Below are 14,232 nucleotides of genomic sequence, written 5' to 3' on the forward strand. Positions count from 1 at the left end.
AAAACGATCTCATGCACTATAGAATTGAAGAAGCTCCTGCAAGTATTCTTTTAGGTTTAAGTACCGAAATGTCTTTAGTTGATAACAAGACAAAGTTCCTTTGGAGTTCTTTCATGCCAAAACTCGGCGAAATAACCAACAGAAAAGACGAATTCTTTTATTCGGTAGAAGAATATCCCGACGATTATTTTAAAACTTTTAATCCTACCAAAATATTCAAAAAATGGGCCGCTATTGCAGTATATGAAATGTCTGACAAAAAAGATTTGGAAATCTTAAAAATCCCAAAAGGGAAATATGCTGTTTTTAATTATGTTGGAAAGTCTTCTAAAGTCTATACTGCTTACCAATATATTTACGGTGAGTGGTTGGCCAAAACCAACTACAAACTGGACGACAGGCCACATTTTGCTTTGATGGGTGCAAAATATAAAAATGGTGATCCCGCCTCTGAAGAAGAGCTATGGATCCCCATTAAATAAACCCTATCTATTTCCTTTGATCCCCTTTTAAAAGATAGACATTGGAGATTTTTACAATAATTTTCATGCAGTGCTTTGGTGAATAAAGCTTCAATCTAAGTCATTAAAAAACCCTTCAAAGCAAAACCTTGAAGGGTAAGAGAATATTTTAGTTTTTCTTTTTAAATAGAGCCTACCATTTTATAATCGCACTACCCCAAGTAAAACCACTACCAAAAGCCGCTAGAACAACAGTATCGCCTTCTTTAACTTTTCCTTGCTCCCAAGCTTCCGTTAGCGCAATTGGAATGGAAGCAGCAGTGGTGTTTCCATATTTCATAATATTATTAAACACCTGATCATCGCTGAGCTTAAATTTCTGCTGAATGAATTGAGATATTCTCAAATTTGCCTGGTGCGGCACTAACAAATCAATATCTGCAGGAGTAAGATTGTTTGTTTGCAATCCTTCGTTGATTACTTCACTAAAACGAACAACCGCATTTTTAAACACAAACTGACCGTTCATATGTGGATAATAAGAGGTATCCTCCTTATCGTCATCTTCCAATATATCGGTCACCCAACGTTTTCCCATTCCTGGCGCAATTAAAGATAACTCTTCTGCATGCTCACCTTCTGAGTGTAAATGGGTAGACAATACACCTTTAGAAGTATCTTCTTCCCTACTTAATACAGCAGCTCCCGCTCCGTCGCCAAAAATAACGGAAACCCCTCGTCCACGAGTACTCATATCCAATCCGGTAGAATGTAATTCAGACCCTATAATTAGAATGTTTTTATACATTCCTGTTTTTATGAATTGATCTGCGACCGATAAAGCATAAATAAAACCAGAACATTGATTTCTAACATCCAATGCTCCAACTGTTTTAATGCCCAATTCTCTTTGTACCAAAACTCCGGGACCAGGAAAATAGTAATCTGGACTTAGCGTAGCAAAAATGATAAAATCAATATCATCTTTATGCAATCCAGACCTTTCGATGGCCACTTTAGCGGCTTTCACCCCCATAGTAGTCGTTGTATCACCATCTCCCTTTACTACATGACGCCTTTCTTTAATACCAGTACGTTCTTGTATCCAAGCATCGTTGGTCTCCATTATTTTAGATAAATCGTCGTTGGTTACCACATTCTCTGGAACATAATAGCCTAATCCCGTTATTTTTGAATTGTACATTGATAAATTCTTTTTTTGAAAAAATAAAATTAATCGAATTCTATTACGATTAAGGTAAAAATTAGCGCCGCAAGTTACGTAATATTACTAACTCTTTAAAAAAGCGAACGATAAAAGATAATTAAAAAAAATGGCATTTAGAATCTTTTAAAAATATAAAGCACCTCCATTTTCAAAGATAACAGACCTTTAACAACTTTTGTTAAACATCTCTAAAACTGCTACCTGGATGTTAATTTTAGTCTAATCATGATTATATTATAAAGAGTCTGTTTAAATCATGTTATATATAAAGCCTATGAAAAATAATTACCTAAAAATTCGTTCGTATTATCAAATTAAAGAATCTGTAATTTCTAAAAATCTTCTATCAGTGTTAATTATTTTTTTCTTTTGCAGTATGGGATTTTCGCAGGCCGACCTTTCCATTACTGCGTTTCTAGAATCCAATGATAGAAATGCAAACGCAGGTGACCGTATTTCTCTTGAATATACTATACGGAACAATGGTAACGTCGAGGTTGATGACCCTGTGGTAGGATTTTACTTATCTAATGATCAAACCTTCGATTCCAACGACATATTATTAGAAACTGAAGATGTTTCAGATCTTGATCCCTACGAAAGTGATGACGAAGGGGAACAAGTCCCACTGCCTTCGAATGTTAATTCGGACTACTATTACATTCTTGTAGTAGCAGATCCTTTCAATAGCGTTTATGAATCGGATGAAAATAACAATACCGCCAGCGCCGCAATTACCATAGGAAATCCGGCAGAGGATGATGGAGATGACGATAATGATGACGGAGGAGATTCTGATGATGACTCTGACAATGAAGATTCTGATGACGGAGATGACTCTGATAACGATGACGATGATGGTGATGACTCCGATAATGATGGAGATGATTATGACGGTGCTGATTTAATATTTGCTTCAGCTTTTATTGAAGAAAACGATTTGCAATCAACCCCCGGAAGTCGGATTACCATAGAATATGCCTTAGGAAACAACGGTAACGAAGACGCCGAAGAATTTAATGTAGGTTTCTTCATATCTAATAACACCACACTTTCTGAAGATGATCAGTTTCTAGAAAATGATAATATAGGAAATGTAGAAGTTGATGAAATTGAAGATGAGAACGACCAAATAACCTTACCCAATTCTCTTTCTTCTGGAACTTATTACATTATCTTAAAAGCCGATGTCGATAATTCGGTAGAAGAAACCAATGAAAACAATAATACCATAGCCCTCGCAATAGAGATCGCTTCCACCCAAGAAGATCCAAATGAGGAAGCAAAAAATCAAATCGGGCAAGCTTCAAATATTCTGAAGAAACAAAATACAGGCGAATTTGCCAGTTATTTTTTTGAAGCCTCTTACTCAAATCCTGTGGTGGTGATTCCCTCCATATCCTATAACGGGAGTCAGCCTGCATTTGCCCGTATAAAAAACATTCAGCCTAATGGTTTCGATTATAAAATTGAAGAATGGGATTACTTAGACGGCAAACATGTTGAAGAAACCCTACCCCTTTTGGTTGTAGAAGAAGGTGTACATACCCTTGCCGACGGAAGGACAGTAGAAGCTGGATTTATTGATATCGGCACTTCCTCAACTACCATCCCTTTTAATGCTAGTTTCGAACAAACACCCATTGTTCTAACCTCCGTAGTTTCAAATAACGATAGCCGAGCTGCGGTAACTAGAATGGATAAAATAAGTAATACTCAATTTAGTGTTAGGCTACAGGCACAGGAAAATATAAAAGAACAACACGAGATAGAACGTGTGGCTTATATAGCTATTACCTCTGGATTTGGAAATGACGATAATAAAAATTTTGAGGCCATAAGAACTGCGCGACAATTTACAGAAAATTGGTATTCCATTAATTTCTTTCTCCCGATGGAAAATCCAGTATTTCTAACTTCGATGCAAACTACTAATGGCATAGACACGGCTGTTTTGAGGTTTAAAAACCTTACATCTACTTCTGTACAGTTGAAAGTCCAAGAAGAAAAATCTAAAGATGAAGAAGTGAAACACGCCACGGAAGTAGGTGGATATGTGCTTTTTGAAGCAGGTAATATTTTTGCTGAAGAAGAACTTGATGATTCCACTCAAAACGATATAGCATCTACTCTTAGTGCGAGAAACGATCCAAAAGTTGTGAGCGTACAAAACTATCCGAATCCCTTTACTTCTCAAACTAAAATATCCTATAATCTTTTAGAAACTTCGCTAGTTAACTTAAGCGTTTTGGATTGGAATGGAAGGAGCATTAAAACCTTGGTCAATGGAAAACAAGAAGCCGGAGAATACGAAATTTCATTTCAGAGCTTCGGATTAACACCTGGAATTTATTTATGTGCATTACAAGTGGATGGAGAAAAATTATATCATAAAATGGTTATAGAATAGGTTGTATATATTCATTCTGAAAACATATTTATGAGGGATTTAAAATTTAGCTATTAAATTTTAGATCCCTTTTTTATTTTCTTGACCGAATTTAAATTTAGATTTTTTAAATTACAGATTACAGACAGAATAGTGCTACTCTTTTCCATCGACATAATCCTGTAAATAGGCATACCTCTCGGTAAGTTTCCCTTGATGAGTCATTCGAGCACGTTCTAAGATACCGTCCTTATCATTATTAAAAAAAGCAGGAATAACATGGTTTACAAAACTTTCCCCAAACCCTCCGCTGGCGTCAGCTGGCAATTCACATGGTAGGTTATCCACCGCCATTACCGCTATGGCATTGGTATTTAAATAATCCACTTCTTTTTCTGAAACTGGATCGTAACCATAAATAGGCTCTGCTATGGTAGATGGACGAATTGTTGAGGCCACGGGACCATCGATATCACAACTAATATCGGCCACTACCTTGATATTAAAACCAGAGGCTTTGGCATCTTCCCGAGTGTATAAGTACGGTGCCCCATCCCCATAAAAATGCCCTGCAATAAAGAAATCGGTTTTTTGGGCAAATCTCATGAAATTAGATTGGTAATCCTGTGGATTGCTATAGAAGTCTTGAACATCGGGAAAAGTACCGTCTTTTCGCTTGTTATAGTCCAAAACATCAATTTGACAATAAACCGGCTCTAGAAAATCTTTATCCAAATATTCATCTACAGAAACTTCCCTGATTTTCATAGCATCTAGCATCTCCTTGGCACCATTACCCACTCTTCCTTTTCCAGTAAGCAAAATTTTAATATTTGGAATACGAATTCTGAGGAGAGCGTCGATAAGAGCTTTTCTATTGGGCAGACTTTCTGCTTTTGGCAAGTTGTACAAATTAAATTTAAGACCGTATGCTCTAAAACCATTATAGGCACCCACGATTCCTGCGTATCGCCCGAAAGCTACTAAGCGTTGACCGTTTGTATTGGTTATAACTTCATGGTCGTAGAGTTCTATATTCTTTTGAAGTACCGCTTGAAGTAAATCTCGATTGTAGGGTTGTTTTTTTATGGTATGTGAAAAAAAGAAATATTTTTTGTTCGGAATAAGCGCAGCAATAGGAACTTCTTTTACCCCCAGCAAAACATCACAATTGGCCATATCGTTGGAAATTGGGAAACCATATTTTTCATATTCTGAATCTGAAAATACTCGAATATTAGAAGGTTCTACAACAATTTCGGCTTGAGGAAACTTATCCTTGACAATTTGACAGGCCTCTGGTGACAAAACTACCCGACGATCTGGTGGTGTTTTGCGCTCTTTTATAATTCCGAATTTCACACGTTTAATTTTTATGCAAGTTATTTCAATTACTTGATTTAAGCGAAAATACTTCGATTATTAAAAGCAGGCAAAAATTATTCAGCCCTTTCCACTTCACTTTCAGATTTTAGCACATAATCGCCGTCCTCTTGCTTAATATACAAAGCCTTGTCGTTTTTTTGACCGTCTCGTGTAATTTCATTCCCTTTTATGGTTTTGGTTATTTTACTGGTATATGTCTTTTCTACTTTTCCTTCTGCGGTACCGTTACCCCATTTCCACTTTACTTTTGTTCCTTCTTTGATCATTTTTTTATTTTAAAGATAGCTTCTTTTAGGCAGATTGGTTCTTAATATTATTCTAAATTAAGATTGGAATGGCTTTTGAACTATTATTTTTACTATTTTCGCACTCCCTTACAAGTTTAGAGTTTGTTTGGAAAGTGCATTAGGGATAGCAGCGGCATCCCCCGACGCCAAATGTCGGGGATATAGCGTATAGCCCGACCTTTAAGCCGACCATGGGAGGTGTAAGGAAATGCCAAGAAAGTTCTTTAAAATAAATTTTTTTTGGGGTCGACTGGTTTTGACAGCGAGTCTAATGAAAGTGTAAGCATGCAGAGCGCTGGGATACAGCTCTTAAATCTCATATTTCACATTTTTTAAATGGCGAGAATAACTACGCTCTTGCTGCCTAATCTGAAGTTATAGTAAGATTTTGGCCATGTCCCTGCAAGGCAGGGAGGCGAGATGTCTCTGGGTAGCCCTTGTTGATGGCGACCCGTTTTGAGACACCATAAAAGTCAACATAGAAATGGTGTAGCTTCGGCACTGTTTCAAAACTTAAGAAGCTAAGCGCGTAGTGGGCGGTTTTCGGTCAGTTGCGCGTCGACAATTAAACGAAGACTAAGCATGTAGAAAGCATTTTGATTGCTTGTTTGGACGGGAGTTCGAATCTCCCCGACTCCACAAACAAAAACCCCAACTAATTAAAAATAAATTAGTTGAGGTTTTTTTTATTTTATTGCATTAGCTAATAACGTGTCGATCTTATCTCGAAAATCGAGATATATTTAAATTACACAATTTACCAACCTAGGTTTTATAGCCTTCGAACCTTATCAATACCGTGGATTTTTTTCAAATTCTCCAATAGCTTTTTCAAAATGGTCTTGTTTTTAACTTCTACCGTAATTTTTCCTGAAAAAACACCACCCTCCGTATCAAAATTGATACTTTTCATGTTTACGTGCATATTATTGGAAATTACTTTGGTGACGTTGCTTACCAAACCTAGATTATCGATACCATCCAGTTTTAGGATGGCTGTAAATTCCTGTTGGGTAGAATCAATCCATTTAGCAGAGATAATCCTATATGCGTAGTTTGACTGCAGTGTAATGGCATTCGGACAATTTTTTTTATGAACTTTAATCCCTTCATTTACGGTAATAAATCCAAAAACATCATCCCCGGGGATAGGACTGCAGCAATTGGAAAACTTATAGTCCAGTTTTTCTTCTTCCTTCCCAAAAACAAGTTGATCGTAATTGGTGGTTATTTCTTCCCTATTAATTTCTTCGGCAGATGCTGGTTTGCGCATCTTATTTTTAAAGAAATTTATAAAAGTGTTGCTACGGGAAGCGGCAAAATCTTTAAGCATTTGGTTGTCTATAGTGCTTATTCCCACCCTGTAAAAAAGGTCTAGACTTGTTTTTAGTTTGAAATAGACCACGAGGTCGTTCACTATATTTTCATTCAGCGTAATTTTAAGCTGCTTGAGTTTTCTTCGGAGTATTTCTTTTCCTTCTTCTGCAATTTGTTTTTTCTCGTCTTTAAGGGAAGATTTTATTTTAGCCCTTGCCCTTGCTGTGGTGGCGTAATCTAACCAGTTTGCATTAGGTTTGGAGCTTTCTGAGGTGATTACTTCTACTTGATCCCCACTTTTTAATTCCCTGCTAAGGGGAACTAATTTTCCATTGACTTTGGCCCCTCTGGTTTTTAAACCAACCTCGGTATGTATGCTGAAGGCAAAGTCTAAAGGGGAGGCTCCTTTGGGCAGCGATTTCAATTCGCCTTTGGGAGTAAATACAAAAATCTCTTGGGAATAAAGGTTTAGCTTAAATTCTTCCACAAAATCCACTGCATTTCCATCGGCGTTTTCTAGTGCTTCCTGCAAGCGGTTGAGCCATATCTCTATACCTTGCTCTTTTTGATCTCCATGCTTGTATTTAAAATGTGCCGCATATCCCTTCTCTGCAATTTCGTGCATCCGCTCACTGCGTATTTGCACTTCTACCCATCTGCCTTTGGGCCCGATAACGGTAATGTGCAATGCTTCATACCCAGTTGTTTTGGGGGAAGAAATCCAATCCCGGAGTCGCGTTGGATTGGGTCTGAAGTGATCGGTGACGATGGAATAAATTTTCCAAGCTAGGAATTTTTCATTGTCTCGATCGCTTTTATAAATAATGCGGATAGCAAATTTATCGTATACTTCATCAAAGCTTACGTTTTGGGATTTCATTTTCCTTCGGATGGAAAAAATAGATTTAGGGCGACCTTTAATCACATAATTCAACCCTTCAACATCCAAACTCTCTTTTATTACATTGCTAAAAGACTCAATATATGCTTCTTGGTCTTCTTTGCTTTCCTGCATTTTATTAAGAATGTCGTTGTAGACATCTGGTTCGGTGTATTTTAATCCCAAATCTTCAAGCTCTGTCTTTATATTGTAGAGCCCAATCCTATGTGCTAAGGGAGCGTAAATGTAAAGGGTTTCCGAAGCTATTTTAACCTGCTTATGGTCTGCCATGGAATCCATGGTTTGCATATTGTGTAAGCGATCGGCTATTTTTATAAGAATTACCCTTACATCATCGTTAAGGGTGAGCAGCATTTTCCTGAAGTTTTCTGCTTGCAAGGAAATATCTTGCTCTGATGTCATTTGGGAAATTTTGGTAAGTCCGTCCACAATACGTGCTACGGTCTCCCCAAACAAGCGTTCCATATCTTCCAAGGTGTAGGAAGTATCTTCCACCACATCGTGCAACAAGGCAGCCGCAATAGCGGTAGCATCCAGCCCGATTTGCTGCGCCACTATCTTGGCAACCGCAATGGGATGGAAAATGTAAGCTTCGCCACTCTTTCTACGCTGATCTTTATGCGCATCTACAGCCGTATCGAAAGCCAACCGGATGAGCTTTTTATCTTCATCTGAAAGGGTTTGATAACTGATGCGCAATAACTCCTTATATTGCCTGGCTATCTGCTTGTTTTCCTTTTCTACATCAAGTACCTTCATATATTAAAAATAAGCTAAACATTACAATTTAACAACAAAATCCATGCCTTATCTACACGGTTTGAAATAAAGTCGTTGAAGCGCTATCCAAATAAAATTGGATGCTTATAACCTAACAAAAAATAATTGATAAATGTGATTTTAAGCTTAACGATTAGCTTTTTAAATTCTCGAACCGCTGCTGCAATGTTGGATGCGAATAATGAACAAAAACATAAGCAGGATGCGGGGTAAGATTGCTCAAACTGTTTTTTGAAAGTTTTTTAAGCGCATTAATTAGAGGTTGGGCCGCATAGGTGTTTTTAGCATAATCGTCTGCCTGATATTCAAACTTACGCGAAAAATAATTCATTATGAGTCCGGTTAATTGCGAAATCGGACTATAAAGTATCCCGAAAGCGATTAAACCCGCGTGGAAACTTGGCTGTTTAACACCAATGGCCAAAGACAATTCGGGAATGTTAATGAATAAGGAAAGAATAAATAACGTTACGCCAGTTAATAATACTGAAGCAAAAATGTTGAAGATAATATGTTTTTTCTTGTAATGACCGACCTCGTGAGCCAGGACCGTTACAATTTCTTCATCTTCCAAATCGTTTACCAAAGTATCGAACAATGTAATTCGTTTTTGTTTGCCGAATCCAGAAAAATAGGCGTTGGCTTTTGTAGATCTTTTGGAACCATCTATCACAAAAATATTATCCAATTGAAAGCCTACTTTAGCAGCATAATTTTCAATGTTTGTTTTTAAAGAGCCGTTCTCTAAGGGCGTTTGTTTATTGAACATTGGAACAATAATCTTACTGTAAAACATATTCATAAAAATGGTAAATACTGCTACGATTATCCAAGCGTAAATCCAAAAATTGGCGCCCGCCAGTTGGTAAAATAAAATAATAAGGGCAAGGATTCCACCACCGATTACAGACATCATCAGCCAACCCTTGAGCTTATCCAGAAAAAATGTTTTTTTAGTGGTTTTGTTGAAACCAAATTTTTCTTCAATCACAAAAGTATGGTAGTAAGAAAAAGGGGTGGTTAAAATATCGCTTGCAAAAGTTATAATTCCGAAGAAAAGCAAAGCAATTACTATATAGTTGTTACTGATACTTCTTGCAATTTCGTCTACCCATTGAAAACCGTCCAAAAAGAAAAACGCCAAAGTTAGCGTTAACGAGAACAAGGAACTTATGCTAGAAAACCGATAATTTGCTTTTTTATAGGCTTGGGATTTTTTGTATTCCTTTTCATCATAAACATCTGCCAGTTCTGCCGGAATGGGATTGTTGAAGTTTTTGGCATTTAGGGAATCCAAGATCTTATCGATAATAAAATCAAGGATTAGAATGGCAATTATTATATAAAAAAGGGTTTGTGGGCTCATAATACAATTGTAAAATCCGGTTCTAATTTTAAAAGTAAGAACCGGATGTTTTTGCAAATCTAAGTCTTAAAAAAGGAAATATTAAATATTGCCTTTATTTAAACAGTTTCAACTGGTTTTTGGGTGTCGTTTTTAATGCGTTTTCTAATCTCTTGTAAACTTTGGTCTACTATTAATTCCCCATCTTTAAAAACAACCTTTAAAGCTCCTTCTTTCTCTTCATCCCAGCTCACTCTATCATACATCTTGTACTCACCATTTTCTAGCTCAATTTTTATTAAACCTTTGGCAGATTTCTTGGTACCGTCATCTGTAATAGGGTCTTTATAAATTTCCCTTCCTTCGCCATTAACTTCCCCATAGGTTGCTTTCATGGCAAACCCAAAAGTGTCCCTCGTATTATATTGGTAGGTAAAAGAACCAATTCCCAAAACCACATTCGTAGATGCAAATCCTTTATTTTTTAATCGTTCGCAAATTTGGGTTGCTCTTTCTATGGTTATGCTGTCCCCATAAATAGCACCGATATGAGGATCCAGTTCTTTGTAGCCTTTTTTATTTTCGGTGCCACCAAAAATATCCCATAAAAGTTCAATAACCCCTTTTCTTTCTTCAACGGTTTTACCATTAGGGTTTCCACAAATAATATCCACAGGATCTCCACTGTCTGGGCGTACTACAACTTTCCCTTCCCTTCTTAGCACCTCTTCTTTAAGTTTTGGTAAGTAAACAGTGAGTACTTTCCATAAATCCCAAGTATCGGAAACAATGGAAACAATACCCTTGGGATAAATTTCTGTGATCAACCTTTTAAATGTTTCTAGCTCACCACTATTTGTTCCCATAGACATTACAGAGTGTTCTGTAGCCGCTACAGAGCCCCCAATTAACTCTTTATCTGCATCTGCACCGTAATAATTTTCAAGAAAATCTATTGCAGGAACCGTATCGGTACCAGTAAAACTCAATAAATGTCCGGCAGCACTCAACAAGGCAGCTTCCAAACCGGCCATTCCTCGCATGGAAAAATCGTGCCCTTGCCAATCAACCAATTCTTCAACAGTAGAAGTTTCTTCAGCATATTTATCCAAAACCAAACGGTATTGCTTGGCAATGGTAGCAGAATTACATGGCAACCAAACTGTTGTAGATAACAGGGTTTCAAAATAATTAGTCAACCAAAAGAACTCTGGGATGGTATTGTACATGGTAAACATGGGAACCCGTATGGGTACAGAAACCCCTTCTGGCAGGGCTTTTATGCACATGGGAATATACCCTAAATCATGCAGTGCTTCTATGTGCGCTATTCCTACTGAATTTTCGCCTAAATAATTATTAATTCTACGGGTGTATTTTTTACATACTTCAGCTTTAGGTTGATCGAAAAAATTGATTTTGAAGTCCTCTAGGATATATTTTTTAATGAAGTATTGGAGGCCGAAAAACACGACCTTATCAATACCTTCAATACGACTTTTTCGTGGTGTCCAGTTGGAATAAACCAAGGTTGTTCCATCTGGATATTGTCTTCGGTGATCAATTTTATAACCGTCTGTAAATAGTAATGGGTTCATAATTCTATTATTTTAAAAGTTGATTAATTTTAATTTGAGTAACTCCCTTCATTTCCGATAAGGATTTAAAGGAGTCAGTTGTATAAATTTCTTCAAAGTGAGCAGATAATTCATCGAAACCTTTGCTGAAAATACCGTGTGTTACGGCCAAATAAATATTTCCAGCATTTTTCTTCTTCAATTCTTGAGCCAGGCCAATAAAAGTTCCTCCACCATCGCAAATATCGTCTACAATTAAACAGTTTTGCTTTTTGAGGTCTTCAGCATAAACTTTAAAACCAGATAATGTGCCTGTTTTTACATCCCTCGTTTTAGAGCATTCAACTACTGGATAATCTTTTAGGTAAGCAGCCACTTTGTAAATCTTTTTTAGGGCGCCACCATCTGGCGAAATAAGCAATAGATCACCACTCAAAGAGTTTGTGATATGTTTTATAAAACTGAAGTTATCTAAGGCTTCACAATTGTCAATCAAGGCCGGAGTGACTTCAGAATGCGGATCTAAAATGGTTACCTTTTCAAGTTTCAAATTATTGATAACATCAGCATATACTTTAACCGTTAAAGGTTCCCCCGTTACCATTAACCGATCTTGCCTTGCCCCAGGAAAATAAGGAAGAAAGGCACGAATGCTTTTAACCCCCATATTTCTTAAAGCATTCACCGCTACCATAAGAAGACCCAAATCGTTAAAAGAAGTGATTCTATGTGTTATGGTAACCTCCTTTTTGGGATCTAAAGCGCTTTCAATTTTAATATGAGGCTCGCCACCGTAGAATGTAAATGCTTTAAAGCTTATTTCGTTTTGGTTGCCAAAAGGCCTGAAGTTAGTATCGAGATTCAGTATCATGTTTGCGTATGTTTTACACAAATATAGAATTAAAAATTAGAAATAAAAATTAATTTGTGTTTTTTTTACGCAAACTTAATTTCAAAGTGGAATCCTTTGTTTTCTAACTCTTTATATGTTTTGAGATTGAATTTATAGAGTTTTGCCGGCCTCCCACTGCTAGGCTTAAATGTTTTGTTGGTTTTGGTTAAAATACCAAAACTCATCATTTTCTTCCTAAAGTTTCTACGATCTATTTTTCTATCCAGAATGGTTTGATAAAGATTTTCCAAATCGGAAAAAGGGAATTCCGTAGAAAGGAGTTCAAAGCCAATAGGTTGGTAATGAATTTTATTCTTTAGACGTTGCCATCCTTTTTCAAGGATTGTTTGGTGGTCGAAGGCCAAAGAAGGAATTTCTTTTATAGCGAACCACTTGGCATCTACCGCATCCGTAGAGGCTTTAAGTGTAATGTTATCAGGATTTATGAGAGCCATGTATGCTATAGAAATAGTGCGTGCCCTAGGATCTCGTTCGGTAGCACCAAAGGTGTATAGCTGTTCTAGATAATTGGCTGCAACACCGGTTTCTTCTATGAGCTCCCGGTTAACAGCATCGGCCAGGGATTCATCATTTTTAACAAATCCTCCAGGAAGTGCCCATTTATTCTTTTCGGAACCAAATTTTTGCTGAATTAAAAGGATATGCAATTCTCCATGAGTATATCCAAATACTACAGCATCTACGGCCACTTTTATATCCTGATCGATCTTCATAAGTTTTATGTGTTCAATATACACAAAGTTACGTAATGGACATCATATAAAACGGAAGGAAAATAGTATTTGAACCTAAAGTTTTTAGAAACCTCTTTGCCTTAGCGCTTCAAAAATAATAATAGCGGCAGAAACAGAAACATTCATGGAATCTATCTCCCCTTTCATAGGAATTATAATATTGTTATTGGAAGCTTCCAGCCATTCATCACTAAGCCCAGTGGCCTCTGTACCCACAACGATGGCAGTTGCTTTGCTGTAATTAACAGTGCTGTAATTTACGGAGGCCGATAAGGCCGCGCAGTTGATTGAAATATCTTTTTTTTGTAAAAAATCTATAATTTCAGAAGTGGTTCCTGTGGCAATGGCATTGGTAAATACACAACCCACGCTGGAGCGCAATATATTTGGGTTGTACATATCGCTTTTAGGGTTCGCAATAATTACGGCATCTAAATTGGCAGCATCGGCTGTGCGTAATAAAGCTCCGATATTTCCTGGTTTTTCTGGTGCTTCTGCAACTAGAATCAGCGGATTCTTATTCTTAAACTGTAATTTTTCTAAGGAATGGTTTTTGCTTTTTGCAATGGCTATAACGCCTTCAGTGGTTTGTCGGTAAGCAATTTTTTGGTAAACTTCTTTAGAGATTTTTATTATCTGTGTTTTATTATTTCCTAAAAGTTGCTCTACCTCCTTTTCCAAAATAATCTCATCATTAAAAAGAAGTGTATCCAATTCATAACTCCCCTTTAAAGCTAGCTGCGTTTCCCGAATTCCTTCTAGAATAAATAAACCAGATTTCCTTCGTTCCCTTGATTTATCTTTTAAATGAAGGATTTGTTTTACAAGCGGATTTTGAACACTGCTAATTTCTTTCAAACCAATTTTTTTTCAAAAATACTATAAAATGACAACAACACATTTAAAAAATCCCC

11 protein-coding genes and 1 other RNA gene are annotated in these 14,232 nt (G+C 36.8%); 3 read left to right on the forward strand and 9 right to left on the reverse strand.

Annotation, left to right across the window (positions count from 1 at the left end; genetic code table 11):
- Nucleotides 1-11: 11 nt before the first annotated feature.
- Nucleotides 12-482, forward strand: a complete 471-nt coding sequence (locus tag HX109_RS00525) for a GyrI-like domain-containing protein (RefSeq protein WP_178949276.1) — start codon at nt 12-14, stop codon at nt 480-482.
- Nucleotides 483-654: 172 nt separating this feature from the next.
- Here HX109_RS00525 and HX109_RS00530 read toward each other — a convergent pair whose 3' ends face one another.
- Nucleotides 655-1,665 (reverse strand): 3-oxoacyl-ACP synthase III family protein, encoded by a 1,011-nt coding sequence (locus tag HX109_RS00530; RefSeq protein ID WP_178949277.1) that lies wholly within the window; start codon nt 1,663-1,665, stop codon nt 655-657.
- Nucleotides 1,666-2,038: 373 nt separating this feature from the next.
- Here HX109_RS00530 and HX109_RS00535 point away from each other — a divergent pair, with 373 nt between their 5' ends.
- Entirely contained in the window at nt 2,039-4,099 is a 2,061-nt protein-coding gene (locus HX109_RS00535; RefSeq protein WP_178949278.1) for a CARDB domain-containing protein, read from the forward strand.
- A 135-nt stretch (nt 4,100-4,234) separates the two neighbouring features.
- Here HX109_RS00535 and HX109_RS00540 read toward each other — a convergent pair whose 3' ends face one another.
- A complete protein-coding gene (locus HX109_RS00540) occupies nt 4,235-5,440 on the reverse strand; it encodes an NAD(P)-dependent oxidoreductase (RefSeq protein ID WP_178949279.1) in 1,206 nt (401 codons plus the stop codon).
- A gap of 77 nt (nt 5,441-5,517) precedes the next feature.
- On the reverse strand, nt 5,518-5,730 hold the full coding sequence (locus tag HX109_RS00545; RefSeq protein WP_178949280.1) for a DUF2945 domain-containing protein: 213 nt from the start codon (nt 5,728-5,730) through the stop codon (nt 5,518-5,520).
- Nucleotides 5,731-5,993: 263 nt separating this feature from the next.
- On the opposite strand from HX109_RS00545, the gene ssrA reads away from it, so the two are divergent.
- Nucleotides 5,994-6,393, forward strand: a transfer-messenger RNA (tmRNA) gene (ssrA, locus tag HX109_RS00550).
- A 130-nt stretch (nt 6,394-6,523) separates the two neighbouring features.
- Here ssrA and HX109_RS00555 read toward each other — a convergent pair.
- The 6 genes from HX109_RS00555 to HX109_RS00580 form a co-directional block, all read right to left on the reverse strand.
- Nucleotides 6,524-8,728 (reverse strand): RelA/SpoT family protein, encoded by a 2,205-nt coding sequence (locus HX109_RS00555; protein ID WP_178949281.1) that lies wholly within the window; start codon nt 8,726-8,728, stop codon nt 6,524-6,526.
- A gap of 154 nt (nt 8,729-8,882) precedes the next feature.
- The gene (locus tag HX109_RS00560) at nt 8,883-10,115 is read right to left on the reverse strand and encodes a M48 family metallopeptidase (protein ID WP_178949282.1); all 1,233 of its coding nucleotides are present in this window, start codon (nt 10,113-10,115) and stop codon (nt 8,883-8,885) included.
- A 98-nt stretch (nt 10,116-10,213) separates the two neighbouring features.
- Nucleotides 10,214-11,692, reverse strand: coding sequence for a nicotinate phosphoribosyltransferase (locus HX109_RS00565; RefSeq protein ID WP_178949283.1), 1,479 nt, complete (start codon nt 11,690-11,692; stop codon nt 10,214-10,216).
- A gap of 7 nt (nt 11,693-11,699) precedes the next feature.
- Nucleotides 11,700-12,542 (reverse strand): ribose-phosphate diphosphokinase, encoded by an 843-nt coding sequence (prs, locus tag HX109_RS00570; protein ID WP_178949284.1) that lies wholly within the window; start codon nt 12,540-12,542, stop codon nt 11,700-11,702.
- 65 nt (nt 12,543-12,607) lie between these two features.
- Nucleotides 12,608-13,297, reverse strand: a complete 690-nt coding sequence (locus tag HX109_RS00575) for an NUDIX hydrolase (protein ID WP_178949285.1) — start codon at nt 13,295-13,297, stop codon at nt 12,608-12,610.
- 84 nt (nt 13,298-13,381) lie between these two features.
- Nucleotides 13,382-14,176 (reverse strand): TrmH family RNA methyltransferase, encoded by a 795-nt coding sequence (locus HX109_RS00580; RefSeq protein WP_178949286.1) that lies wholly within the window; start codon nt 14,174-14,176, stop codon nt 13,382-13,384.
- Between the last annotated feature and the right edge of the window lie 56 nt (nt 14,177-14,232).

The organism is Galbibacter sp. BG1 (genome assembly GCF_013391805.1).
Classification (GTDB): domain Bacteria; phylum Bacteroidota; class Bacteroidia; order Flavobacteriales; family Flavobacteriaceae; genus Galbibacter.